This window comes from Methanosarcina subterranea (assembly GCF_055385895.1).
The window spans coordinates 4,562,841-4,587,437 of sequence record NZ_AP042426.1 but is presented as its reverse complement, the minus strand read 5'-3'; the positions used below and the strand labels follow the sequence as shown (position 1 = coordinate 4,587,437).

Annotated in this window: 19 protein-coding genes and 1 pseudogene; 11 read left to right on the top strand and 9 right to left on the bottom strand. The window is 39.9% G+C overall.

Going from position 1 to position 24,597, the window contains the following annotated elements:
• Positions 1-167: 167 nt before the first annotated feature.
• On the top strand, positions 168-311 hold the full coding sequence (locus tag ACZ5A8_RS19995; protein WP_464531122.1) for a hypothetical protein: 144 nt from the start codon (positions 168-170) through the stop codon (positions 309-311).
• 29 nt (positions 312-340) lie between these two features.
• On the opposite strand, the gene ACZ5A8_RS19990 is transcribed toward ACZ5A8_RS19995, so the two are convergent.
• Positions 341-646, bottom strand: coding sequence for a hypothetical protein (locus tag ACZ5A8_RS19990; RefSeq protein ID WP_464531120.1), 306 nt, complete (start codon positions 644-646; stop codon positions 341-343).
• A 1,034-nt stretch (positions 647-1,680) separates the two neighbouring features.
• Positions 1,681-2,184 carry a hypothetical protein gene (locus ACZ5A8_RS19985; protein ID WP_464531119.1) on the bottom strand — a complete coding sequence of 168 codons (504 nt, stop codon included), beginning with the start codon at positions 2,182-2,184 and terminating at the stop codon, positions 1,681-1,683.
• A gap of 261 nt (positions 2,185-2,445) precedes the next feature.
• Here ACZ5A8_RS19985 and ACZ5A8_RS19980 point away from each other — a divergent pair, with 261 nt between their 5' ends.
• The gene (locus ACZ5A8_RS19980; protein ID WP_464531117.1) at positions 2,446-3,441 is read left to right on the top strand and encodes a radical SAM protein; all 996 of its coding nucleotides are present in this window, start codon (positions 2,446-2,448) and stop codon (positions 3,439-3,441) included.
• Positions 3,442-4,996: 1,555 nt separating this feature from the next.
• On the opposite strand, the gene ACZ5A8_RS19975 is transcribed toward ACZ5A8_RS19980, so the two are convergent.
• Both ACZ5A8_RS19975 and ACZ5A8_RS19970 read right to left on the bottom strand, forming a co-directional pair.
• A complete protein-coding gene (locus ACZ5A8_RS19975; RefSeq protein ID WP_464531116.1) occupies positions 4,997-5,800 on the bottom strand; it encodes a 2-amino-3,7-dideoxy-D-threo-hept-6-ulosonate synthase in 804 nt (267 codons plus the stop codon).
• Between the two features lie 97 nt (positions 5,801-5,897).
• Positions 5,898-6,413 carry a deoxyuridine 5'-triphosphate nucleotidohydrolase gene (locus tag ACZ5A8_RS19970; RefSeq protein WP_464531115.1) on the bottom strand — a complete coding sequence of 172 codons (516 nt, stop codon included), beginning with the start codon at positions 6,411-6,413 and terminating at the stop codon, positions 5,898-5,900.
• An 828-nt stretch (positions 6,414-7,241) separates the two neighbouring features.
• Here ACZ5A8_RS19970 and ACZ5A8_RS19965 point away from each other — a divergent pair.
• The 3 genes from ACZ5A8_RS19965 (at position 7,242) to ACZ5A8_RS19955 (ending at position 11,607) form a co-directional block, all read left to right on the top strand.
• Positions 7,242-9,368 carry a DUF2341 domain-containing protein gene (locus tag ACZ5A8_RS19965; protein ID WP_464531113.1) on the top strand — a complete coding sequence of 709 codons (2,127 nt, stop codon included), beginning with the start codon at positions 7,242-7,244 and terminating at the stop codon, positions 9,366-9,368.
• A gap of 664 nt (positions 9,369-10,032) precedes the next feature.
• The gene (locus tag ACZ5A8_RS19960; protein WP_464531112.1) at positions 10,033-10,788 is read left to right on the top strand and encodes a hypothetical protein; all 756 of its coding nucleotides are present in this window, start codon (positions 10,033-10,035) and stop codon (positions 10,786-10,788) included.
• A gap of 213 nt (positions 10,789-11,001) precedes the next feature.
• Entirely contained in the window at positions 11,002-11,607 is a 606-nt protein-coding gene (locus ACZ5A8_RS19955) for a flavodoxin family protein (protein ID WP_464534222.1), read from the top strand.
• Positions 11,608-11,664: 57 nt separating this feature from the next.
• Here the strand turns inward: ACZ5A8_RS19955 and ACZ5A8_RS19950 are convergent, their stop codons facing one another.
• Complete coding sequence (locus ACZ5A8_RS19950) at positions 11,665-12,186, bottom strand: GNAT family N-acetyltransferase (RefSeq protein WP_464531111.1); 522 nt, start codon at positions 12,184-12,186, stop codon at positions 11,665-11,667.
• A 100-nt stretch (positions 12,187-12,286) separates the two neighbouring features.
• Between ACZ5A8_RS19950 and ACZ5A8_RS19945 the strand changes: the two genes are divergently transcribed.
• Positions 12,287-13,273, top strand: coding sequence for a TIGR03885 family FMN-dependent LLM class oxidoreductase (locus tag ACZ5A8_RS19945; RefSeq protein WP_464531109.1), 987 nt, complete (start codon positions 12,287-12,289; stop codon positions 13,271-13,273).
• 627 nt (positions 13,274-13,900) lie between these two features.
• Positions 13,901-15,973: an amylo-alpha-1,6-glucosidase gene (locus tag ACZ5A8_RS19940; RefSeq protein ID WP_464531108.1), complete on the top strand. Its 2,073-nt coding sequence runs from the start codon at positions 13,901-13,903 to the stop codon at positions 15,971-15,973.
• A 165-nt stretch (positions 15,974-16,138) separates the two neighbouring features.
• Here ACZ5A8_RS19940 and ACZ5A8_RS19935 read toward each other — a convergent pair whose 3' ends face one another.
• The gene (locus tag ACZ5A8_RS19935) at positions 16,139-16,306 is read right to left on the bottom strand and encodes a hypothetical protein (RefSeq protein WP_464531107.1); all 168 of its coding nucleotides are present in this window, start codon (positions 16,304-16,306) and stop codon (positions 16,139-16,141) included.
• A gap of 249 nt (positions 16,307-16,555) precedes the next feature.
• Here ACZ5A8_RS19935 and ACZ5A8_RS19930 point away from each other — a divergent pair, with 249 nt between their 5' ends.
• Positions 16,556-17,767 carry an ABC transporter permease gene (locus tag ACZ5A8_RS19930; RefSeq protein WP_464531105.1) on the top strand — a complete coding sequence of 404 codons (1,212 nt, stop codon included), beginning with the start codon at positions 16,556-16,558 and terminating at the stop codon, positions 17,765-17,767.
• Between the two features lie 38 nt (positions 17,768-17,805).
• On the opposite strand, the gene ACZ5A8_RS19925 is transcribed toward ACZ5A8_RS19930, so the two are convergent.
• Complete coding sequence (locus ACZ5A8_RS19925) at positions 17,806-18,252, bottom strand: hypothetical protein (protein ID WP_229391868.1); 447 nt, start codon at positions 18,250-18,252, stop codon at positions 17,806-17,808.
• 200 nt (positions 18,253-18,452) lie between these two features.
• Here ACZ5A8_RS19925 and msrB point away from each other — a divergent pair, with 200 nt between their 5' ends.
• Positions 18,453-18,875 (top strand): peptide-methionine (R)-S-oxide reductase MsrB, encoded by a 423-nt coding sequence (gene msrB / locus ACZ5A8_RS19920; protein ID WP_322223047.1) that lies wholly within the window; start codon positions 18,453-18,455, stop codon positions 18,873-18,875.
• 534 nt (positions 18,876-19,409) lie between these two features.
• Positions 19,410-20,069 carry an HAD family hydrolase gene (locus ACZ5A8_RS19915; protein ID WP_464531104.1) on the top strand — a complete coding sequence of 220 codons (660 nt, stop codon included), beginning with the start codon at positions 19,410-19,412 and terminating at the stop codon, positions 20,067-20,069.
• Positions 20,070-20,163: 94 nt separating this feature from the next.
• Here ACZ5A8_RS19915 and ACZ5A8_RS19910 read toward each other — a convergent pair whose 3' ends face one another.
• Together ACZ5A8_RS19910 and ACZ5A8_RS19905 are read right to left on the bottom strand one after the other, a co-directional pair.
• On the bottom strand, positions 20,164-21,303 hold the full coding sequence (locus tag ACZ5A8_RS19910) for a UDP-N-acetylglucosamine--N-acetylmuramyl-(pentapeptide) pyrophosphoryl-undecaprenol N-acetylglucosamine transferase (RefSeq protein ID WP_464531103.1): 1,140 nt from the start codon (positions 21,301-21,303) through the stop codon (positions 20,164-20,166).
• Between the two features lie 33 nt (positions 21,304-21,336).
• Positions 21,337-22,466: pseudogene (locus ACZ5A8_RS19905) on the bottom strand (UDP-N-acetylglucosamine--N-acetylmuramyl-(pentapeptide) pyrophosphoryl-undecaprenol N-acetylglucosamine transferase).
• Between the two features lie 835 nt (positions 22,467-23,301).
• Between ACZ5A8_RS19905 and ACZ5A8_RS19900 the strand changes: the two are divergent.
• The gene (locus tag ACZ5A8_RS19900) at positions 23,302-24,300 is read left to right on the top strand and encodes a PHP domain-containing protein (protein WP_464531102.1); all 999 of its coding nucleotides are present in this window, start codon (positions 23,302-23,304) and stop codon (positions 24,298-24,300) included.
• Positions 24,301-24,597 lie beyond the last annotated feature (297 nt).

Below are 24,597 nucleotides of genomic sequence, written 5' to 3'. Positions count from 1 at the left end.
TTAACCCGCAGAATAGAGACTATTTGATAAGATTTCAAAACTGAATACCTCTGGAAATATGTGAATTTTCAGGAGATATTTTTTAAGGTAGGTTCTTTAGAGTTCCAAAATATAATTGTTTATGGCCTTTACGAAGAGATAAATAGGTTTAGCCCAAATATTATTGATTGAATATTATTAATTCTAATTGTGCGCCGCAAATAATAGCAGAAATTATAGCAGAAATTACAGCAGAAATTACAGCAGAAATTACAGCAGAAATTACAGCAGAAATTACAGCAGAAATTAACATAATTTCTATTTCGGACTAACCTATTTTTCCATTCCGCACAAAAATCTTTTAAAGCTTCGGAAGCACCTGAAGTCCGAGTTCTGTCAGTCTGTCTACATCTTTTTCGTCCAGGAGAAGAAAATCAGTGCTTATCAGAATTTCGGTATGGAATTTTAAAGCGACTTCGTCAAGGCCAGTTTCTTTAAGGAGCTCTTCTTTTCTTTTTCCGAGAAAGCAAACCGCTCGCATTATATCCCTGCGAATCTGGCTGGATGCTACATAGTAAATCCTCTCACATTTTTCCTGCAGCAGCTCTTTTTCGGTTTTTACCTGTGAATCCAGAAAAAGGTCAATTTCATCTTTCTCTTCTATCATTAACAACCTCCTTCGCCGTAAAAACTAATTTTTAAAAATTAGAAGGGTAAATATATAATTATTTTGATTTTGTTTTCCGGGCTCTGGGTTTAAGGATATCTTTTTTAAAATGTACGTATAATTGGTAATCCAGGCAATATTCTTTTGTCTATAAATTAATTTTTGTCCAGAAGCATGTATTTCTCTAAGCATGCGGTTGATATGCTGATACCATAGTTCCCGAGGCTACGCTTTCATTTTTTCTTTCAATATAGCAGGCAGGCTCAAGTGTCATGCGGGGCATGTAAAGAAATCACGAAAACAATATCCAATAATCCGGGAAAAATACCACTAATTACCAGATACAAGTAAATTACCAGAAAGTACCAAAAATTTCCTTTCCCTGAAAAAATCTTTTGAAAAATAGATTTGCGTTCCCATCCAAAAACCTGGAAGTTCCGAACGGCATTAAGAGATGCTTTTCTTTTTGTCTGGGAAGAGATATTGAGGTCACTGGACTCACGGGTTGCGAGTTTTAGCTTAATTTCTCTATTTTCTTCTTTATCCCTTTACTTGTGTGGAGTAGATCTTGTATTTGAGGGGTGTTGAAGGGATGAGAACGCAAATTATACTATGCATTTCATGTATATAACACTTTTGTAAATTTATGTAACACATAATGTTATTTTATTTGTGCATTATTATATCATTATTCTAACTTTAATCCACATAACTAACATAACAGAACCTGTATAATACCCCTGAAATACCTTCAGCAATCAGAACCGTGTTCCCTCTACACAACACTTCTCTTTAAATTTAGAAGTTGTCAGGTAAAGTTAGGTATAAGAAGGGTGGAGCTCTTGAAACACGTACCCAGGAACCGGGCAGGTGCAGAATAACTTATAGATACAGAATCTCAGAAAAAGAATCTCAGGAAAAGAATCTCAGGAAAAGAATCTCAGGAAAAGAATCTCAGAAAAAAAACGGAGCATGCTGGAAAACCCAGCAGAATTTATGGTCCCTTGCCTTATTTTAGGATCCCTGTCTTTATTTCATTGACCCTGAGAATATTCCATTACATTGCCTTCTTCATCAACGATTTTCATGTTTCCGTCTTTCATACTCATCTTGGAAACGATTTCTCCTGACATGTCATAAGCAGTCCAGAAATAGGTTTCTCCATTTTCGGACCACAAATATTCAATTTTAGAGAATTCCTCATCTTCAAGGTTTGTCTCATAAACAGCTTTGCACATCGGAACTCCATCAACTGTTTCGGTCCCCGTGATCTTCATTATGACCTCTTCGCCTGTCTGGGGGTTTGTTGATTTCCAGGATGAACCTACAGGGCACCAGTCACTGGAACTTCCGGTGGATACCATTTCCACTTTAACTTCCTCTTCTCCCGCACCCTCAGCAGAAATCTCTTCTTCGTCGACTTCAACTTGCTCTTCAGGGACATTCATGTCCTCTTCGCTGTTTTCACTGCAACCTGAAGAAGCAGCAGAAATAGCAAATATGAGTATTACAAGTATTGCAAACCATTTATTCAACATAACTCCTATTCCTCCTTGATTAATTTTAAACTTTAAATCGTATTTCTTTTATTTATATGTGCTTATTTTGGCTTTTTCGGGATGAAAAGGCTTTTTTTACGTTTTGAAAAAATAAATTAATGTGTAAAGAAAAAAACTTCCTTATTTCGAAGTCAGATTCGAACTGTTTAAATTATATTTTCAGAAGAATTTATATACTATCTGACGAAGATGAAAAAAGGCCGGAACTACAAGGAAATATTCTCTTTGAGGGACATTTAGATGCAAGACACACCAATCACGCCGGAATTAAAAGCTTTCCTTATCTCAATAGGTTCTGTTTCTGTGGACCCGTTACTTATTCCCAGGGCTAGAGGTTCTACTGCAGGTCCAGGGGCAGGTACCAGCTCCGTTTTTTTCAGGTCAGGGGAGAGGCGGGTCAGGCTCAGTGTAAGTAAGAACTCTCCCCTTTCCATTGAAGCAGCAGGAGAAGACAGGACAGTCACGCTTTTGCACGAAGGAAGGGAACTTGCCAGGGGAAAACTTGAGCCTGCCCCTGCCCACTGCCCTGAACAGGCTTTTATTACGCTCTGTGAGAGGTGCATTTTTGACTGCAAATACTGTCCTGTACCCAAACTTCAGGGTCATGTCAAGAATGAAGAGGAAGTCCTGAAGATAGTGGATGATGTCCTGCGGGCAGGAACTCTCAAAGCTATCTCCCTTACCTCAGGCGTCGAAGACTCAATCGAAGGAGAGGTGGAAAGAGTGCTCAAACTGCTCCCCATCCTCAAAAAGTATGATGTCCCCATAGGTGTTTCGGTATATCCGACAGAAGGCTGTTCCAGGAAATTCTATGATGCCGGGGTTGTCGAAGTCAAATATAACGTTGAAACCATGGACAGGGAGATTTTTCAGAAGGTCTGTGGGGATCTTTCCCTTGAATATATCCTGGACAGGCTTAAAGAAGCTGTGGAGATTTTTGGAAAAAACAGGGTCTTCAGCAACTTCATAATCGGGCTTGGTGAAAGCGATACTTCTGTCCGGGAAGGAGTTGAAACCCTTGCAAAGATAGGAGTAATTCCCGTCCTGCGCCCTGTAAACCCGCATCCCCTCAGGTCCGGAGACTGTTTTACCGAACGTCCGTCTCCTGAGCGACTTTTAAAACTCGCAAAAATGGAGGCAGAAATCCTCCGGAAGTATGGGCTTGACACTTCGCTTGCAATGACAATGTGCCTCAAATGCACAGGTTGTGACCTTGTGCCATTTGTGGACTTCTGATTAAGGCATGACCTCTCATGTAAAAGTATAATTTTTTATGCCGAATATGTTTCTGGTCAGAGGGCAGTCTTCCTTTAGTTCCAGAATCAGGTTATTAATTTTTGCGGTTTTGAAAATTCGTTTGCTTTTATAATTCTAAGAGTCCTTTTTTTGTGTTTTTCAATTCCTGCTGTTCTCTAAACAGGAACCCCTTCGTTTCCACTGGAAACATTTGTGGGGAAATTTTTTACTATTAATATTTCTTTTTAATTTATATCTTTTTATTTTTTCCTATATACTTTTAATCATTTTCTTGATTTTATCTCTATGAAATTGAACCCCCTTTTCTCTTTTTTTGTATTGATTTACGGTATTGAAGTTCTTCCTCACAGCCGTATTTCTAGGATATCCATGCTTTGTGCTAGTCTATTTTATTTTATTTTATTTTATTTATTTTTATTTATTTTATTTATTTTACTTTTTTACCGTAGCTTTGTACATTCCTTATTTAGTCAATTTTATTGCTTTGCCCAGTTAGCTGTCCTTTATTTACCCGCTTTATCTTATCCGGCTCTTTGCTATCCGGTATTAATTTTATTGTCCTGCTCATGCTTTTCAAATGGATTTGAAATTTATCTCTTCTCAATCCTCTCCATAGATGTCAATCTAATATTTTTTCTCTTGCTGGTACAAATCCACAAACACTTTTATTTCCACTGGAATCTATATGTAAACAGAGTTTTCTTTGACTGGTATATACAGGAATATATCTTCAATCTGCAATCTTTCAATGGATTGGGACTTTATTCTGGAAATAAGTTAAGACTTTTAGGGGACGATCATCTACCTATTTTGATTAGGCACAAGTATGGTTAATAAGTTCTCAATTTTATTTAAGAGTCTATCTAATATAATCTCGTATATGCATTTAGTACTACAATTCTAAAGTATGTTCGCAATCCTGGCTTTTGAATAGACTCATAGATCAATGAATTTCCCGCTAAACAAGATATTTGTTTTGATATCAATGCATTAGCATGATCCCGAAAATGCCTCCAATATAGTTCCATTTATTATTACTCAAGATTTATATTAAAGGAATAGAAAAATAAAGGAATAGAAAAATAAAGGAATAGAAAAATAAAGGAATAGAAAAATAAAAGAATAGAAAAGCAAAGGAATAGAAAAGCAAAGGAAAAGATAAGCAAAAAAGCATTGGAAACTACTATCAGGTTAGGGGCACCTGAATGTATTCTGAGCTTAAAATTAAAATTCTGCTTAAGTATTATTTTTTTCTAAAACTTAGTTGAAGTCAGACGTCAACCCCTAAGTTTTGTTCTTCATGTTTCTAAAGGATTATTTCTTCTAAAAATGGCTCCTTCTCCATTTCCAATGGAAAAGGTGATGGGAAATTTCCTGAAAAGTAAATTTCCCGCTCTGTCAGTCTGAAACTGAAGCCTTAATTAAGCCCATTATTTTTTTAAGTTATTATTTAGCCTTTAACTTAATTAGCTTATTCACCTAACTTATTTGCTTAACTTATTTACTTAACTTACTCTCTTTAAGTTTCCGGGTTTCAGGCATTTTTACCCAGTTTTGTCACTTCTTCGGCAGTCATACCTTCGTGGACGATTTTTGCAATTCTCCGCACAAGACCTGTAGGGTCTTCCGCCTGGAATACGTTTCTTCCTATCGCAACACCACGACCGCCTGATTCAAGGGAACCTTCAATCATTTCCAGCAGTTCTTTTTCCGAGCCCATCTTGGGGCCGCCTGCGATAATTACAGGTACAGGACATCCATTGACAACTTCTTTGAAAGTTTCCGGGTTTCCTGTATAGTTTGTTTTGACAATATCTGCCCCGAGCTCAGCTCCGATCCTTGCTGCATGCTTTACTACGTCTACATCGTATTCGGAACGGACCTTCTTTCCGCGCGGATACATCATTGCAAGGAGAGGAATTCCCCATTCATCGCATTTTCCTGCAACATATCCAAGCCCCTGCAGCATCTCAAATTCATCTTCAGCTCCTATGTTAATGTGAACAGATACAGCGTCAGCTCCTACTTTTATGGCTTCTTCCACAGTAGTTACAAGAACTTTATGGTTAGGATCAAGGGCAAGCGAGGTTGAGGCTGAAAGGTGGATTATCAGGCCCACATCATGCCCGTATCCTCTATGTCCGTGTTTGGCAAGCCCCATATGCCCCAGTACGGCATTTGCTCCACCCTCGGCAACTCTATTTACAGCGTCCTGAAGGTTTGTAAGCCCTGAGATGGGACCTGCACCTACTCCATGGTCCATGGGGATAATAATGGCATTACCTGTATTTCTGTTGAAAATACGCTCCATCCTAACGGATTTTCCTATAGTACTCATAGGCTGTGATATACGGATCAGGTAATATATACTTTATCTATATATTTTCAAAAGATACCTCTCTTCGGACTTCAAAATACATTCTTTTTTCCATAATTCACTTTGTATTTTCGTTCTGGTAGATTCCGGAATATCCTTTTTCTACTTCGCTGTTAAGGGTATAGAAAAGGAGTTGCATAATTCTGGCGTTTTTCTTCAACCTGAAACCCGCTGAATTATAGACTACAAGCATAGATTCGCTGCGTCCACTATAACCAGCATCCCATACTGCAGTCTCAAGGGTTGCCCCACAGCGAATAAGACTTGATCTGGGCTTTGCAATTGCAGCCAGGTTCCTGGGAATATTTACAATTTCATTAAATATTACTTTATAAATCCCCTGGGGAAGGTGAACCCAGTCGTCGCTCCCGAACTCAAGAAGCTCTGCATCAGGAACCTTTCTTTCTGAGTTGTCAAAGTCGACAGCTCCAACGCCTTCTATTGTTTTTATCTCTTTCAGAGTAAGCTCAAGCCCGTTTGGCTGGATCTGGGTTTCGATATCAACTGCGTTTTCAAGCAAAGGAGGGTTTGCCCGTATAAGTTTTTTCAGTTCATTGCTGGATAAAAGAGTCATTGGAAACTGTAATTGTAAAGAGTCTTTATTACAGTTTCGGACTCTCTACTTTCTCTACGTATACTTTTTATTTTTCTGTTTTTTAAAATAGCAATTTACTTACTTCTATAGCAATTTTCTTATTTCTTCAACAATTTTCTTATTTCTTTAAAATTTTCTCATTTCTTTAACAATTTTCTCCTCAATTTAACAATTTTTCTCACTTTTACAGTAATTTCTCATTACCACGTCTGCATTTTACTGGTGTACCAGCAATATTTTTTCAACTGAGAAATTGATCAGATTTTTTTGAACTTGAGGTCTTTTCTCTTTTCCTTCATTTTTATCCAAATTGCTATTATATTATAATTATTATTTTGAACATGTACTTATGAAAAGCTTTATTGTTTGTGGGTTAATAAGTAGGTAAAGTGAACTGTCCGCTAAATCTAAAGATTTGCGGTTTCCTGCTCCACAGATTACCCTCGGCATCTCTACAGGCTTGAAATCGGGCAGTCTCTGCCCTACTATGTCTTCGTTTTCATCTCGATTCGGCTTTACGTGGTTTCGAGCAAGAAAAAAACATATTCACGACCTCGTGAGCCTGAGGGTTGAATACACTTTACTGGCTTTCTGGTTTTCAAAACCAGCGACCAATAGAGTATTGAATCGAATGTATGTGATATTTAATATTAGCAAAAAATTGGGAGAAAGTTAGCATTAATACCTCTGGGCTAAAGATCTACAGGTTTCACACTTTTTCCTCTGAGTTATACCTATAATTTTGATAATGTCTGAATAATATTTTTTATCGTCTTTGATAAAAGAGCTTAAAAGAGGCTGCTAAAAATGAAAAAGAGACTGCTCACGTATGGGATTGTTTCTATTTTTTTCCTGGTTTTGATCACAGGCTTTGCTCTGGCTACAGCGAATGATCTAGGGGCTCTATCTACAATAAATGATACGGGAACCTATTCCCAGAAGATAGTAATTACTGAAAATTCCGGAAAAAATCTGACCGGCTATCAGGTTCCTATCAACCTGAATTATTCTAACTTTAATTTTTCACAGGCGAAAACAGATGGATCTGATCTTCGTTTCTTTTCCGGAGGAAAAATACTCAGTTACTGGATTGAGACCTGGGACGCAGAAGCTGAAGAAGCTCTTATCTGGGTCAGGATTCCTTTCCTGTCTGCAAACGGAAATAGTACGCTTCTTATGAAGTACGGAAATTCGACGGCTACGGCAGTGAGTAATGGAGGCAAGACCTTCGAATTTTTCGATGATTTTGAAGGAGATAAACTCCAGGGGCTTGTATGGAACTCCGAAAGCGCAGGTGGAGGTCTCGTTGAAGTCAAAAGCGGCATATGTAAAGTGTCAGCTCCTAAGGTTCATGCTTATGACTCTTCTCTGATCTACAGCAAAGATAGTTTTGACATTAATTCCATGTTCGTTGTCAAAAGAATGAAAGTTACCACAGGAACGGATGAGAGAGGTCCTCTGCTGAGGCAGGGTTTTATAGATCAGATAAGCAGCAGGAAAAATGAAATTAAGCACGAGACCGAATTTGCTAATGAGAGCCGTGTGCGCTGGGAGACATCTTACAGGAAGGAAAGGTATAATTCCTTTGACCTGACCAATGTCCGCGTTTCTGAAGGGGAATGGTATACGTCGGGAGTTGCCTGGTACGAAGAAAACGATACGCGTAAGGTGTCCTGGTTTAAGAATGGAATTCGGGATACAAAGATGGATTACGCTTCAAATGATTATATTACAACCCTCCCGATGCATGTTTACCTTTATGCAGCCTCTTATTCCGACGCCTCGAAGAACACAGGCTATATGGCTGTAGACTATGCTTTTGTCCGCAAATTTGTTGAATCCGAGCCAACTGTCAAGTTCATGTCGGATCAGATTAAAACTGAAATCTCTACAGAAAATTCCACTTCCGACTCTGATTCCATTTCCGATTCTGATTCCACTTCCGACTCTGAAGTCATTTCCGACTCTCAAGCCACTCCTGAGATTGAAACTCCTATCCCTGAGGTTTCAGTTACAGAGGAAACCCCTGAAATACCAGTACAGATACAGGAAAACCAGAGTGGAAATGAGATTAAAGCCCCGGAAATTCTGTTTCCCAGGTACAGTGTCAATGTTTCCGGAGTTAAGCTCTCTTCTCCATACAGATTCGATTTTCCTGTACTGGTAAAAGATCTTGAATCTTCAAGAATTGACACTATCTTCCTGAGCATGAATGGTGAAGATGTCTGGCAGTATGAACGCTTTGTAAAAATGGCTCATCAGGAAGGAATGACAGTGCATGCAGTACTTTTTGAAGATCTCAACTGCACAGCAGAAGGTGCTATGAACACCTCCCGTTCTTCCTTGAACACTATCATTGACTATAATGAAAAGTCACTTGCACCCTTTGATGGAATCAATATCTACGTGACAGCTTCTAATGATTCCTACTCCGAAAATGATTGCATGGACTATGTAACCCTTTTTGTGTCTTCCCGGGAAAAAGCCGGAGACAAATTGTCCATTTCGGCAAGTCTTCCACCCGGATATGCTGCATCAAATATTGAAAAAATTGCCCCTTCAGTAGACTTCTTTATTATCAGGGCTTATGACCGTGAAACTAAAAACCTTAACTCTGGATCGGTTATTGTTGACTCTGTTGCACTCGAGATGGGTGAAATAAGAGGTGTAAACTCAAAAGGAATTATAGAAATTTCCGTAGAAGAAGGCTTCGAAGACAAATATTCGATACAGGATCTCTTTGCTACCATGGCAGAATATTATGCTGAAGACTCAGCTTTTGTGGGAGTTTCAATTTCCAATTATGATACCTACAAAGACCTGCCTGTGAAGGCTGAGCCCAAAGAACAGAAAGCATTACCAGGATTTGAAACACTTTCCGTGCTGTTTGCAGGGCTTGGAGCATTTGCTTTTCTTAAGGCGAAGAAAAAGTGAAACAAAATCGGGAGATAGAAACCTGGTAAAAAATGATGTAAAAATAAAGAATAAAGCGAAAAAAGAGTAAGAGAAACAAGCGTAAAGAAATCTGTCCCCTTTTTTCCCTTTTTCTTTTTTCCTTTTTCTTCTTCCCTTTTTCTTCTTCCCTTTTTTAAATTTTTTCCTTTATACCTTTTTATATTAACCAGTATTTACGTCATTTAGATTCTTTCATTGCGCGACGTGTTTGATCATTTCAAATTTAAAACTGATGTACTGTTGTTAAAACAGGTATTTTAAAATTTTGATATTAAGACAGGGCTTTAAATATTCTGGATTAATCCGGTTGATATTGACTTTGACTTGAGACTGAGCTGATTATTATTCAATAATTAATATTTTTCAATATATTGATATATATAATATCTAATAATATTATATTTCAATAATTCTTGCCTTCTTACACTGCTGGGCAGGAAATATTTTCAAATCAAGTATTTGTTGGGTTTGTAGGTGGGAACATCCTGCCAAACAAAAGGGGACAAAAAATACCTGTAAACAAAACCATTTCTTAATAGAAAACTGCGGCTGTTGTAGCTATTGTCTGGACAGGGCAGGAATCCAATCTGAATAGTGGTTTTGTAAGTTTCACATTAACCTAAATGGAGTAGGGGGAATAGTTTTGACTAAGTATCGAAAGTTCGGAGTGCTTATTTTAAGCCTGATGATACTGTCTGTGTTTGCAGCGGTAAGTGTGACTGCTTTATCTGAAGAAAATGATTCGATTGGAGACGTGCCCGACCTGCCGCTCGTACTGCATGGCGGGCTGGACGTAAACGGAGAGCCTGTTTCTGAAGGCTCTGAGATTCTTGCATATTATGAAGGAGAGCTAATCGCAAAAAGCACCGTAGGAGAAGATGGTAAATATAACTTGAACCTGAATCTCACTCCTGAGAATTATTCTAATATTGAGAACATGGAGCTTTATATCAACGGCGATCAAGCCAGTTTTGAGATCCCTGCTTCTCAGATGGAGACAATTGGGGACAAAACGCCTGGCTCGATTGCTGAAGTTGACATAGCATCCTCTACTTCCTCCAGTGAGGGAGCCCCAAGTTCAGGTAGCAGTAATGATGCAAAAGGTGAAGCCAGGGTCGTGAAAAAAGGCACTGCCGGATCTGAAGCCCCTGAAGAGGCTGACGATTATTCTGATGCAGATGTTAATGATGAAGAGGAAGATGGAATTGTCCATGCACAAGGCCCTGTCTCTCAAGAAGATGATGAGGAAAGTGAAAATGTTGAGGATGCTGAAGGGGCAGAGGGTATTGAAGGTGCTGAAGGTGCTGAAGGTGCTGAAGATGCAGGTCATTCAACAGTCTTCACAGCATTGGTTTTTATTGCAGCTCTTTTTGGTGCATTCATGGTAGCTAGAAGGTGACCAGCAAGCCAGCTAACAGACTAACCGGTAAAACTAAATCAGCAGAATTATTTTTCTCTTTTTCTTTTTCTCTTTATTTACTTTTCCTGGCTATTCTATACAAACTGGCTTACTTTTTTCTATAAGAGAAACGTATTTATTCTGATCAGACGTTTATACCTTTGTGTAAAATGTTTTATATCGTGTATTTAAAATTTGAATGGGGGTTCTAACATTAAAGTTCTCGGATTGGTGGGTAGTCCTAAAGTTGATGGTAATACCTCAAAACTTGTAAATGCATTTCTTGAGGGAGCAGCGGAAAAAGGGGCAGAAACTGTAATCTATAACCTTGCTTCTCTTGACATCAAAGGCTGTGATGCCTGCGGCAGGTGCCATGAGCATGGCTGCTGCGTTATAGATGATGATATGCAAAAACTTTATCAAGAAATTCAGGAAGCAGATGCTGTTGTACTCGGATCTCCTGTATATATGTGGCAGATGACAGCCCAGACAAAACTACTTATTGACCGCATGACCGCTTTCTTAAGGCCGAATTTCTCGAGCAGGCTTGACCATAAAAAACTAATTCTTGTATTTACTCAGGGAGTTCCTGACAGAGATGCCTTTAAACCGTATTTCGAATACACAGCAGGTCTTCTTTACTATCTGGGCTTTGATGTCCTGGATACAATTGTTGCAGCAGGCACGGATAAACTTGAAGTTACATTCAGGCCACAGTTGTTGGAAAAAGCTAGGGATTTCGGGAACTTGATATCGGTTTCGCACCTTCCGGGCCCGGAGTATAGAAGAGCCGAATCAAGCCTGACACCGTCTCTCTAAGTTTTCCTGTTTCCTTTTTCTTCCATTTTTTTTCCTTTTTTAAATCTTCTTTCTTTTTTAAACGTCAAGGAACTCATCTGGATACTCCACAACCCCGCCGGCACCTTCGAGCGCTCCTTTCTTCAATTCCAGCGGCATGAAAGCCTCAGCCGGCGCGCCAAAAGGATCTTTTATTCTCCACTTTCCTGTCGGCTCAAATCCGAATTTCGGATAATATTCAGGATGCCCGAGGACTATGACCGAATCGTATCCTATTTTTCCGCAGGCTTTGAACCCTTCTCTTATAAGTTCGCCTCCGATGCCCTGTTTCTGAAACTCAGACATGACTGCGACCGGAGCAAGCGAGATGGTCTCTTTTTCTTTTCCTTCCGCAGATTTGATTTTTATCGGGAAAAACAGGATATGGCCCACAATTTTTCCGTCAGCTTCAGCTACAAGCGAAAGTTCGGGAACAAATTCCGGGTTTTTCCTGAGGTTTTCAACGAGTTTTCCTTCAGCAGGCTGCCCGAAGGCAAGGTCGTTTACTTCGGTTATTGCCGGGTAGTCGGAAGGGGTTTCAGGGTGAATTTTAAGGGGCATCTATAAATCTTCCTGTGTATTTTTATGGCGCTTAAAAGAGTGCAGATAATTATACTCTGAATAGTTACCTATATCAGTAATAAGCAATAAGGATATTTTTATGGTGGGGTTCTCGTATCATGTTTCTCATGAGCAGTTTAAGCCTCGTGAGCTTTTAAATTGGGTTCAATTAGCTGAAAAAGCCGGATTTACCGGAGCTTTATCTTCGGATCATTTTAAACCCTGGAGTTGTAAGCAGGCTGAACAGGGTGGAAATGGTTTTGCATGGTCCTGGCTGGGAGCAGCTATGCAAGCTACATCACTTGAATTTGGAGTTGTAAATGCTCCCGGACAAAGGTATCATCCTGCAATTATTGCACAGGCTGCAACAACTTTAGCTGAAATGTTTCCTGGGAGGTTCTGGATGGCGCTTGGAAGCGGTCAGGCTTTAAATGAGCGAATAACCGGAGATTTATATCCGATCAAATTTGAAAGAAATAAAAGGCTACAGGAATGCGTAGATGTAATTAGATCATTGTTTGCAGGAGAGGCAGTGACTTATTACGGGTCCTATATAACTGTAGAAGAAGCAAAGCTGTACGTTCAACCTGAAACTGTACCACAAATTTTTGGTGCGGCTCTCACTCCCGAGACTGCAAAATGGGTAGGTAGCTGGGCAGATGGAATGGTAACAGTATCCCAGCCTTATGAAAAACTTCGGAAAATGGTGGATGCTTTTCATGCAGGCGGTGGGGAAGGCAAACCCATGTATCTGCAGGTTCACCTTTCATATTCCAATACTGATGAAAGAGCTCGTAAAGGGGCTTATGAACAATGGAAAAACAATACTATTGAAAGTATTGTTGAAGAAGAGATCTATACTCCTGAACAGTTTGATGCAGCTGCAAAGTACATAAGACCCGATGACCTGGATGACCATATCAGGATTTCTTCCGAGCCGAAAAATCATATAGACTGGATTCGAAAAGATATCGAGCTTGGCTTCAGTAATATTATTCTGCATAATGCCAATGTTGAACAGGAGAGATTTATTAAGGATTTTGGAGAGAAAGTTCTTCCTGTACTTAAAAAAGAATTCAGCTCATAAAATATTTAGATTATTCTTGAGCAGATCCCAAAACTCAAAATTGCTTCTCTGAATCCAGTATTCCGAGTAATCAATCGAGTTTAAGATCATGGAAAGCAGTTCTGAAACTTTACTTATTTTTGAGAATAAAATTGTTTTTGGGATGAGCTCCTTATTTTTGCTTCGGTTTAGAGATCAGGTTAAATATTAAACGTTAAAAGGCAAGATAATAATTGCTTATATAAATTTGTTTATTATACCTGTCATTATTCAATTTTTTATACCGGCTAAATGATTTTACTATCTTTTATCGAAATTTAGGAATCCGTCATTGGGAATTCCGTCAGGATTTCTCCATAATGTTTTTCTTGAAAGTAATGAGTGGATTGCAGTTCGTAGAGGGGGGTAATAAGGAAAGTAAAAGTTTTAGATCTTCTGTAAGCCGGATAAAGATGACGAATGTCTGAAACTCAACAGCCAATAAAGGAAGAATTCCGGAAAAAGCCCGGAATGATAAAGTGAAAAGATTTGCTCAGGCTTATGATTCAGGTGACCCTGAGTGGTAAAACTCTTTTGCCGGAATTCCGCTTTGCTTTTCACTGCATATTGAACCATTAATAAAGATTAGGACTGTAAGGAGACAGAACTATGACCTATCAAACAAAATCTGAAATACGAATCGTCAACGGAGAAACATTCATTATCTCAGATGCTGTTGGGAATATACATCAGGAGAATACGGGTAATTTTGGTTTTTTCTTCAGAGACACACGATTTTTATCGGAGCTAATTTTGAAAATAAATGATCAGGATTTATCTATACTTAGCGCAAAAGAGATAAACTATTTCTGGTCAACCCATTATGCTACTCTCCCATTTGAATCTATATTTGAAGCTCATCCTATTACAATTATTAGAAAACGTGCAGCAGGTAACGGAGCCAGAGAAGAAATTGTAATACATAATTATAAAACTGAGTCTATAGATTTAACCTTATCAATACAGCTTGATGCTGATTTTGTAGATATAATTGAGTTAAAAAGAGCACAGGGCGCGGAAGGAAAACCTGTTATTGAGATTAATTCCGAAGAAAATCAGCATATTTTCGTATACCAGGTTAATGGAATGTGCAGGAAAACTATAATTCAATGTGAAGCCGGAGCACAAATAGAAAATAAAAAGGTAAGTTTTAAAATCAATATTCCTGCAAAAGATGTCTGGAAAACCTGCCTGACAATTCGGCCTGTTTGGGAAGATCAAGTTAAAGAGCCAGAATATTTATGTGAAGATCTTGATAAAAATAAACCAGTTATACATAAACCTCTGCAACAATGGAAAAATCAGGTCCCAAGGTTAACCGGACATTGCAGCATATTATCGAAAACATATGAACATAGTTTAATGGATTTAGCCGCACTCAGGTTTTACATAGACTCGGAAAATAAACCTGTAATTGCAGCAGGCATGCCTTGGTATATGGCTTTATTCGGCCGTGATAGTTTAATTACAGCTTATCAATGCTGTTTTATTGCTCCGGATATTGCGTTTACTACATTAAGGAATCTAGCAAGGCTTCAGGGAAAAGAATATAATGATTTTAGAGATGAAGAGCCCGGAAAAATCCTTCATGAACTGAGGTTTGGAGAGAAAACCCTATTGGGAGAAAAACCGTACAGCCCGTATTTCGGAACTGCTGATTCCTGCCAGTTATTCCTTATTCTGCTCCATGAAGCGTTTAAGTGGACGGATAACAGAGAATTAGTTAATGAGCTTAAGGAGCCAGCGTTAAAAGCCCTTGACTGGATTGACAATTACGGAGATATGGATGGGGACGGGTACATAGAATATCAAAAAAGATCAAAAGAAGGACTTGGTAATCACTGCTGGAAAGATTCAGGGACAAGTATGATCTTCAGTGATGCAAGTCTTGCCGAAGCCCCTATAGCTACGGTTGAGTTCCAGGGATATGTTTATGATGCAAAGCTAAGGCTTGCTGAACTGGCAGAAGAAGTCTGGAATGATCCCGCCCTTGCAGAAAAACTGAGGAATCAGGCTAAAGAGTTAAAACGGCACTTTAATAAGGATTTCTGGATTGAAGATAGAGGAGGCTATTTTGCTCTTGGACTGGATAAAAACAAGAAAAAAATTGATTCTATGACCTCAAATATGGGACATCTTCTCTGGAGCGGAATCGTAAATGATGATAAGGCTGATATTATTGTTAAACAATTAATGAGCAGTCACCTTTATAGTGGCTGGGGAATTCGCACATTATCTGTTCAGGATAGAGGATACAATCCTATAGAATATCACAATGGAACGGTATGGCCGCATGATAATAGTTTAATTGCAGAGGGACTCATAAAGTACGGATATAAAGATGAAGCAAATCAAATAATAATAAATCTGTTAGAAGCATCTCAATATTTCGATAACAGATTTCCTGAGGTATTTGCAGGTTACCAGAGAACCGAAGTTGATTTTCCCGTGCCCTATCCGACTTCATCCTCACCACAGGCATGGGCTGCCGGTGCAAGCGTATTATTTTTACGGATGATTTTAGGACTGGAACCCGACCATAAAAACCAGAATATAATAATAAATCCATATCTCCCTGCAGCGATTGAGGATATTTGCGTGGAAAACGTTAGGCTGTTCAATAAAAATTTTTCAATATATGTGCGAAAAGGCCATTCAGAAGTTGAATTATCAGACCAATAGTCGCGGATTAACCAGTTTTGATCCTGTTAATGTACAATTCCCAATAGACACATAGTTTCCGAGCAAGCATGTAATTCCTGAATAATCATTCAATTCCTGAATAATCATTCAATTCCTGAATAATCATTCAATTCCTGAATAATCATTCAATTCATGAATAAACATTCAATTCTTGAATAAGCCGTAAATTACAGTATCAGGGAACAGATTAACAAGAAGTGTGATTTCGAGAAGAACCGCTATAAGCCTTCCAATGCCATTGCAAAGTTCACCTTCATAATAGCTAATTCTGTTGTTAAGAATCCTGCAAGTACCATTAATGTTAATTGACAATAATATAGCCTCCAACCTCTTTAGAGATTACAGGTATAAGACAGTCGGCTTTATGGACACTTTCAGGGAATAAATTCAAAATTCTTTTCTTAAAATTCTCTTTATCAGAGTATATTCTTCCTTCTTCCTTAGCAGAATTTATATGCTTGATGTATTCATCTAAATAAAGTTTAAGCAAATGAGTTTTGATCTTTAATTCTTAGTTTTATCCGTACCGCTGAAATCCGGTTCAAAACGGAGTCCCCATTCATGATCCCCTTTTTCAATGCAGGAAAAATAGCTCTTGGAAGCATTAAAAGTGCAAAAATGCGTTCAACCCTTACAGTGCTTGGAATCGTTATCGGAGTTGCGGCTGTGATTGCAAATGTGTCCCTTGGGGCAAGTTTCAACCAGCATTTTACAAATGAGGTGTCCAACCTCGGCTCAAATTTCATTTATATTCAGGGGATGCAGCCAAAGCTCTTTTACGACAACCAGCTGAAGATAATTGAGAATACGCCTGGAATCTCGGGAGTTTCGCCTTTGAAGTCACAGACTGCTGAAGTTACGTATATGTCCGAGACCAAAAATGTCATGGTAAGCGGGGTGGGAAAAGCATATGATGAAGTTGCAAATACCCAGCTCCGGGAAGGCACCTTTATTAATGACAATGACGGGTATGTTGCAGTTATAGGACATGATATTGCAGATGAGAAGTTCGGCAGGAACATCTCGGCCCGAAACTCCATAGATATAACCTTCAGGATAGGGGAAGACGAGAAAATTACAAAGACTTTCAAGGTTAAGGGAATAATCGAGAACCCGGAAAATACCATGGTTCAGGCGTATGATGACAACGAAGCTGTCCTGATCCCTATCGACGTTATGAATGATGTTCTTGGTGAAAAGGACTACGGAGGGGCTTTTGCAATGGCTGATGACCCTGCAGCTATTCAGGATATCTCGGATGAGGTGGACAGGCGCCTTGCGCGAAGCTTCGGGATTTCAGAAAGGGATCTTGAGGACAAAGATTCAAGGCCCTACATGCTCATAAACCAGGCTGAGATTTTAGAGCAGACTGACATGATGGCAGCTGCACTCAGTTCTTTCCTGACAGCAGTTGCCCTGATTTCTCTTCTGGTAGGTTCAATAGGGATCATGAACATTATGCTCGTAAGCGTGACCGAAAGGACAAGGGAGATAGGGGTGCTCAAGTCCCTTGGGTTCACAGGCTTTGATATCCTTTTCCTTTTCATGATCGAGTCAATCATGCTTGGAGTTTTCGGAGGCATTCTCGGAAGTGCTGTTGGAATTGCAGGCGCATACAGTGTAGAAAGCCTCCTTAACCTGCCTGTGGTCTTCCCGATAAGCCTGATAGCTGCCGGATTTATCGTTGCGGTCGCTGTCGGTTTTGTTTCTGGCGTCTACCCTGCACGAAAAGCCGCAAAAATGAAACCCGTGGACTCATTAAGGTACGACTAAGACTGCTGGAACCCATTCCGAATGGAATTTCCGGATTATTAAAAAAAGAGCTTGAAAACTATCAGGATTAGAACAAAAAGCCCAAGTCCAAGCTGGAGAAGAACCTTTCCCCGTTCAAAAGGATCTCTCCGGGCTTTTACCACCCCGTAGCTCAGCTGTCCCAGTCCGGGTCCGACAGGGAATACAAGAGGCCAGGCGTAAGCCCAGCTTTCCCAGTTTCCAGTTCCATACTGGTAAAAAAGGAGCAGGCCAAACATGTTAAGAGTCCAGCCAAGGGAAGCAATCCATTCTCCAATACGACTTTCTGTTTCCAGGGAAGTAGCAAAAAGAAACATTCCTGAGACAACGATATAAAATGGGAGAGTAAACTTTCCCAGGTGGATCTGCATGGAAACTACCAGGGCAAATACCGCCGCAAGAAGAAGAAACACAAGGGCAGCTGTTATTATGCTGTGGTCTTTTCTTTTCTCCCAGTTTTCCTCCATGACGCCCTCAGAATAAAGAGTTCTTATTCTTACAATTTATTCCTGTTGAATATTATATATTCTTCTTTATAATTATTTGGCACGCAATGCTCTAATAGCACTCAATACTCCACCTTGAGGGAAAGTCAAAATTTACTCTGACCCGAAGGATAATAATATTTCCTGCATAATTCAATTATATACATAAAGGGGGTTTATATCTGGAACAGAATAAAATTGAGAAGTCCGAAGAAGAGTGGAAAAAGGTTCTCACTCCCGAGCAATATCAAGTCTTGAGACAGAAAGGCACGGAAAGGCCCTTTTCCGGCAACCTTTATTATAACAAAGAAAAAGGGGTCTATACCTGTGCTGCCTGCGGGCAGGAACTCTTTTCTTCCGATACCAAATTCGAGTCCGGCACCGGGTGGCCAAGTTTTTCTGATGTGATTTCCAGTGACAAAGTCAGGCTTCAGGAGGATACCAGCCATTTTATGAACAGGATCGAAGTGGTCTGTTCTCGCTGCGGAAGCCACCTTGGGCATGTTTTTGAAGACGGGCCCGGGCCAACTGGAAAACGTTACTGCATCAATTCCGTTTCTCTTGGTTTCAATAAGGACGAAAAAACAGGAGGGGAAAAAGAGTAAAAAAGTGAAATCCGAAAGCATATGGAGAAGATAAAGTTTGTCTAAAGGTTTTCTGATCAAGCTGTAAAACCCTAAAGCATACACAGAATCCGGAGTTCAGGGAAGTTTCAGATTAGTCCCGATCAGATTAGTCCCGATCAGATTAGTCCCAGATCAAGAAAAGGGTTAAATCAAGGAGGTCCTGGTAAGTTTGAACTTCACGAAAAAGCAGGCTGAAATCGGGGGATTTTTAGTTTTTCTGTTCCTCTATCTTATTTTTTTCAATCTTTTTTTCCGATTTGAAGGATCCGGATATCCTATTTACGCTCCCGGAACTCTTATATTTGCTTTTTTCGGGTACTGGCTGGGCGGATATTTCTATGATAAGTATCTGAGATGAAAATTTTGGTAGTGGTAAAAGGGAAGGGAGAAAAAAGGAAATAACTTTCTGAACTTTGTTAAAGTTTATTGAGGCCTGGACATCTCTCTATATAAATTTTAGTAAGTTCAATTTTTCATAATATTTATCATAAATCATAACAATCTATTGAATATATGTTAAAAGCAATCATTTTCGATGTGGATGGGGTTCTTGTGGACTCCATGCGTTTCCAGGCCGACGCATGGGCAAAAGCTTTTCAGGATGTCGGTATTACTATAAGCAGGGAAGATATCTACGAGCTCGAAGGTTCAAACGATAAAAGATTGATCAAATCGATTTTCGAAAAATCCGAAAAAGAGCCTGAGCCCGAGTACTTTGAGGAGCTGCCTGAAAGAAAGCGCGAGGCTCTGGAATTCGATAGCATAAAACCCTTTGAAGGCATTCCGGACTGCCTCGATGAGTTGAAACGGCATTTCAAGCTTGCCATGGTTTCAGGGTCAAACCGCAAGACAGTCGGAAAAATAGTAGACAAATTTTTTCCAGGCTATTTTGACGTCATTATTAACGGGAGTGATCTGGAGCGTGGGAAACCTGATCCTGACCCTTATCTCAAAGCGCTTGAGATGCTTGACCTGACAAAAAACGAATGCATTGTAATTGAAAATGCACCTCTCGGCATTACGGCTGCCAAAAGGGCGGGGCTTTACTGCGTTGCAGTTGCAAGCATGCTTGAACCGGATAAGGTGCAACACGCAGATCTCGTACTCGAAGACCATGCTGCCCTGCTCGACTACCTTAAAAGCCTCATATCTGAGGAATCGCAAGCGAAATAAGCTTCGGATTTTTCTGATAACCCTAGCCTGCATAACCTGCAGGAATTTTACAGTGGCACTCAAAAGGATACTGAAAGGACGCTGAAGAAGTTTTTCAGGGAGCCTTTTTTCCAATTTCTTTTTCCAGCATTTCTCTGATAGCTTTTGGGCCGTCCAGCTCAGTTGCAAGCCTCTGCAGCCTTTCTACTTTATTTCTATACTCTTCATCTTCAAGGACCTCACGTATGCATTCGAGGATGACCTCGGGTGGGGTGGAGTAACTGAGCATTCTTCCGTAGCCTTCCTCTTCAATTACTGCAGCATTATTCTCCTGCTCGTTGTGCCCTTCGTCCGGGAAAGAGAGGACAGGAACCCCGAAGCTTAAAGCTTCCATGATCGTGCTGTGCCCGCCAGGAGCTATCACGGCATCCGAACTCCTGATATACGGATAAGTATCTTCTACAAACCTGAGAAGCTGAACATTTTTCGGAGTGTCTCTGAACTTTGAAGGATCAAGGTTAGGGCCTGAAATGAGTGTATAGTTAATTCCGGGATCAAGCATAGCAGTTGTGAGCACATTCCTGAAAATTGGCTCCCTGTATCCGAAGCCTCCGATAAGGGAAGCGACATGAGGTTTTTCCAGAGGGATTCTGTCTACGTCTTCATATTTTTCCCTTAAAAGCGGGCCGCTATAAAACAGCTTTTCCCGGAGTTTGGGAGCAAAATCCAGATTTTTCTTGCAGACTGTGTAGGGCAGGGGATAATCCGGAATAATTATTTTATCGGTTTTTTCAAAGACCCCTTTGTAGAACTTTTTTGTCAGCCCTCCGAGAATCCTGATTGGAACTCCCCGGTCCTTGAAAAACTCTTCCATATTTGACTGGTTGATAATAAGATACACAGGAATCTTAAGGACCATAGCAGCAAGAGCCCCCAGGTAATAGCTGTCCGAAACCACCACATCCGGTCCAAAGTCCCTGATAAGCTTCAGGACCTTCGGGCCTCCGAGAAGCTGGGCGTTTTTGAAGGTTGCTTCGATTGATCCTGTCAAATCAAGGCCCCCAGCCTTCCCAACCAGTTTTATTTCCGAGGGTATTTCCTGTGCAGTATACCCAGTCTTTTCGACCAGGTCCTTCGAGTAACCGTAAGCCCCGAATTTAATCTCATGCCCTGTATTAAGAAGCTCTTTTCCCAGCGCAAGGCAGCGGCTGGTATGGCCAAGCCCTTCCCCGCATATAAAAATCATTATTTTCATCCTTTATCCCTCATTTTTAGGATGTGTTTACTTCTATTTGCTTTTTCTCCTTGACCTCGATTCTTCTTCCTTTGAGTTTTCTTCTCCATCATGTCTGCCTTCAATCTTTTCTTCAAGAAATTTTCTGACAGCTGCAGGCCCGTCCAGCACTTCGGCAAGTTCCATTAGCCTCCGGGTTTTTTTACTGTAATTCTCATCTTCCAGGACTTCCCGGATACAGGCAAGGATAACCTCTGGGGGCGTCAGGTAACTCATCCGCTTTCCGTATCCTGCCTCTTCGAGCACGGTGGCATTATTTTCCTGCTCTGTATGTTTTTCGTCCGGAAAGGAAAGCACAGGAAGCCCGAAGGCAAGGCTCTCCATAATAGTTCCGTGCCCTCCGGCAGTAATTACCAGGTCCGAGCCTCTGTAGTAAGGAAAGGGGTTATCGTAAAACCAGTAAACTCCACGTTGTCAAGGATTTCAGGAAACTGTTCGGGATCGATTTCGGGTCCTGAAATAAAAGTATAGTGAATGTCCTGGTCCAGTTTCGCAGCCTCAAGAACTTTTCGGAATATGGCTGCCCTGTACCCGAAGGCTCCGATTGTTGAAAGGACATTCGGGTGCTTGAAGGGTTTTGCCTTGACTTCCCGGTATCTGCACCGGATGAGGGGGCCGCTGAAAAAGATATTATTATTGATATTCCTTGAAATGGTAAAATTTTTCCGGTTTACTGAATAAGGGAGCGGATAATCGGGAACTATCATCCCGTCAACGCTGCTAAATATGTATTTGTAAAATCTTTTGACAAGCTTTCCTGCCGCTCCTACAAGAGAGCCCTTTTTCTGAAAAAACTCTTCCATATTGAATTGGTGCCCTATGAAGTAAACAGGGACTTTCTTTAACCGGGTAGCAAGGATGCCTGAGTAGTACCCGTCCGAAAGTACAACATCGGGCTTCAGGTCTTCAATCAGCTTAAGGAGCCGCCTGAACCCTGCGGGGGAGAGATTACTCAGGGATTCTTTGATGGATTTTCCGATGTCAAAGGTCCCGGTCTTTCCAATCAGCTTGATTTCCGGATGGGTCTCATATGCCGAATAGCCTGTTTTTTTCACCAGTTCCTTTGAGTAACCATAAGCTCCAAAGCTCACTTCATGTCCTGCAGCAAGCAGTTCTTTCCCCAGCGCAAGGCAGCGGCCTGTATGTCCAAGCCCTTCTCATATGAACAGTAAGATTTTCATATACCTATCGCTCTTCCCTGCCGTAATTTATAGGGATAAATATCTTTTTTAAGTTAAACACTTTCCTGCAGATTTATAAAAGCTTCAAAAATGAGTCTAAAAGCTTCAAAAACAATCTGTGTGAATTGAAAAATAAAAAGAAGAGATTTGAGGTAAAATCCGTTTAAAGGGAAGTAACATGGGAGGGAGACTTTGATAAACTTTTTACTGATGGCACGCTTTTTGGTCTGTTCGTATAATTTGGGTGTTCGTATATTCCAGTTGTTCTTTTTTGGTCCCACGCTACTAGTTAGTAGATACTCATCTCATGTATATATATTTTTTCTTTTTTCTATGTGTCAATTCTCTTAAGTATTGTTATTTGTTTTATATATCTATACTTCTGATTTTTCTCTGGTCCTTCCGCTTCGGTTATTTTTCAAAGTATTTTGCCCTTCAAAAAGATGATTTTTACAAAAGGAGGATTTATATGCTCTATATTTCTTTTCTTTTTATTTTGTTTATTTCATTCATACAAACTTAAAAATAATGCTTTAAGGGCTTATTTTTCCTCCCTTTTCTGATTTTTTCTTTTTAAGGGTCTTTTTTCCTATGAATTTCTTGTCTCTATTTTTTTCGAGCTAACTTTTTATTTGTCCAATAACATATGGATTTATTGTAAAAAAATAGTTTTTTAGCGAAATATCTTTATATTTCTGCCGACGTCCTTTTAACTGGATAAGAATTTCTCGAATATTTCGCACATAAAGAAATCAGAATAAAATGGTCGTGCTTGTTAATGCGAGAAAAACCCGAAAATAATCCTAAAGCAACGGTAAGTTCTGAGCTTGCAGAAACTCTGCTTCGGGAAGGATGGAAAAAGATGGACCTGCACGTTCACTCCTCCTGTTCCTATGACGTCCCTCCGGCAAAGGCGATGCATCCTGCAGTTCTTTTTGAAAAAACGAAGGCTAAAGGACTTGATTATGTGACCTTTACCGACCATGATACTGTCAAAGCATATGACCTTCTCGGCTGGGATAAAGAGGGGCTGGTTCCGGGGGTTGAGATTTCAATCAAAGACCTCGAAAATGCAGGGCATACCCTTCATGTTAATGTTTTTGAGCTTGACTCGGAAGAGTTCGGAGAACTTGAGTCTATAGCCAGCCAGGAACATGATTTCAAAAGTTTTATCCGTTACCTCAGGGTTCACGACCTCCCGCACATATACAACCATCCCTTCTGGTTTGCCATAGGAGACCGTCCCAATCTCTGGGCTGTGCCTGAGCTTATAAAGCAGTTTCCTGTTATTGAATATAACATGCAGGACTTAACGGAAAAGAACCTGATTACTTCTGCTCTTGCTCGAAAATATGGGAAAGGTCTTGCTGCCACTACGGACAGCCATACAGGAGGTATGGGTGCAGTATATACCCTTGCAAAAGGAGATTCTTTCAGAGAGTATTTTGATAATATCAAAAATGGCAGGTCCTATATGGTAATTGAAGGAGGAGCCCAGCGCCACCTTACAAAAGAGCTGAATGCCTGGGTAGAGCTGGTTTTTTCAATGGATCGGAATGCGAGGGAAGAAAGGGATTTTACCACAAATGTAAAGACTTTTGACAAGCTGATAGGTTTCTTTGCAAATGAGAGGATTAGAGAGTTTCCCAGAATTAATAGTCTGGCAATGAAGTTTTTCCAGAATTTTTCGAGATCGGGGTTTCCTGCTTATATGTATATTAGATCTGAAAAGTTACTGGTTTCCAGAATAGAAAAAGTAGTTAACCTGACGGCGTAAAGCTATTACCCAATATTCGAAAATAAGATGAGAAATCTAGACTTGCCTGGCTAAAGTCTGGCGCTGAAATCCTATACATCTCTCACTTCAAAAAGCTGGGAAATATAAGTGCCTTGGAAGGATAATATGCGACGGCTAATAAACAATTAGGCTTGTATCTTCTCCTTTTTAATATTTTAGTTCTTAATTATTCTTTTATATGTAGAATCCCCTTCTATATAGATATTATTGCACATACTATACATATTGAGATAATGTATATATAATTGAAGGTTAATTCTAGTATTAATGAAATAT

What these genes read in the sequence shown, in the direction of transcription:
- ACZ5A8_RS19990 (WP_464531120.1), bottom strand. Translation starts at nt 646, where the DNA reads ATGATAGAAGAGAAAGATGAAATTGACCTTTTTCTGGATTCACAGGTA.
- ACZ5A8_RS19985 (WP_464531119.1), bottom strand. Translation starts at nt 2,184, where the DNA reads ATGTTGAATAAATGGTTTGCAATACTTGTAATACTCATATTTGCTATT.
- ACZ5A8_RS19980 (WP_464531117.1), top strand. Translation starts at nt 2,446, where the DNA reads ATGCAAGACACACCAATCACGCCGGAATTAAAAGCTTTCCTTATCTCA.
- ACZ5A8_RS19975 (WP_464531116.1), bottom strand. Translation starts at nt 5,800, where the DNA reads ATGAGTACTATAGGAAAATCCGTTAGGATGGAGCGTATTTTCAACAGA.
- ACZ5A8_RS19970 (WP_464531115.1), bottom strand. Translation starts at nt 6,413, where the DNA reads ATGACTCTTTTATCCAGCAATGAACTGAAAAAACTTATACGGGCAAAC.
- ACZ5A8_RS19965 (WP_464531113.1), top strand. Translation starts at nt 7,242, where the DNA reads ATGAAAAAGAGACTGCTCACGTATGGGATTGTTTCTATTTTTTTCCTG.
- ACZ5A8_RS19950 (WP_464531111.1), bottom strand. Translation starts at nt 12,186, where the DNA reads ATGCCCCTTAAAATTCACCCTGAAACCCCTTCCGACTACCCGGCAATA.
- ACZ5A8_RS19945 (WP_464531109.1), top strand. Translation starts at nt 12,287, where the DNA reads ATGGTGGGGTTCTCGTATCATGTTTCTCATGAGCAGTTTAAGCCTCGT.
- ACZ5A8_RS19940 (WP_464531108.1), top strand. Translation starts at nt 13,901, where the DNA reads ATGACCTATCAAACAAAATCTGAAATACGAATCGTCAACGGAGAAACA.
- ACZ5A8_RS19930 (WP_464531105.1), top strand. Translation starts at nt 16,556, where the DNA reads ATGATCCCCTTTTTCAATGCAGGAAAAATAGCTCTTGGAAGCATTAAA.
- ACZ5A8_RS19925 (WP_229391868.1), bottom strand. Translation starts at nt 18,252, where the DNA reads ATGGAGGAAAACTGGGAGAAAAGAAAAGACCACAGCATAATAACAGCT.
- ACZ5A8_RS19915 (WP_464531104.1), top strand. Translation starts at nt 19,410, where the DNA reads ATGTTAAAAGCAATCATTTTCGATGTGGATGGGGTTCTTGTGGACTCC.
- ACZ5A8_RS19910 (WP_464531103.1), bottom strand. Translation starts at nt 21,303, where the DNA reads ATGAAAATAATGATTTTTATATGCGGGGAAGGGCTTGGCCATACCAGC.
- ACZ5A8_RS19900 (WP_464531102.1), top strand. Translation starts at nt 23,302, where the DNA reads ATGCGAGAAAAACCCGAAAATAATCCTAAAGCAACGGTAAGTTCTGAG.